This window comes from Clostridium sp. ZBS15, from assembly GCF_023845705.1.
In the GTDB taxonomy this organism is placed as follows: Bacteria; Bacillota; Clostridia; order Clostridiales; family Clostridiaceae; genus Clostridium; species Clostridium aquiflavi.
Window position 1 is genome coordinate 1 of sequence record NZ_JAMQHY010000242.1, and the last position, 263, is coordinate 263.

General features: G+C 43.0%; 1 protein-coding gene. It reads left to right on the top strand.

What is annotated here, in order from left to right; genetic code table 11:
- Positions 1-263 (top strand): distal tail protein Dit (locus NG904_RS17175; RefSeq protein WP_252232960.1); only part of this gene is annotated, 263 nt, incomplete at both ends.

The window sequence follows — 263 nt, forward strand, 5'->3', positions numbered from 1 at the left end:
GAGCAGGATTTAAAGAGGAAAAGCCGAGAAATAGCAGCATGGTCAGACCCAGCAAAAGGCCTTAAAAGGCTTATTCTTGATACAGAACCAAATAAGTTTTATTTAGCGAGGGTGACAAAAGGGATACTGGTAGAGCAGATAGCAAAGCAAGGACGCTTTGAAGTGACAATGACGGCACCTGACCCTTACACATACGCATTAGATGACGAGATTTACACATACACAAAAACAGGGAGTTACAACTTTGAGAGGAATGGAACGGC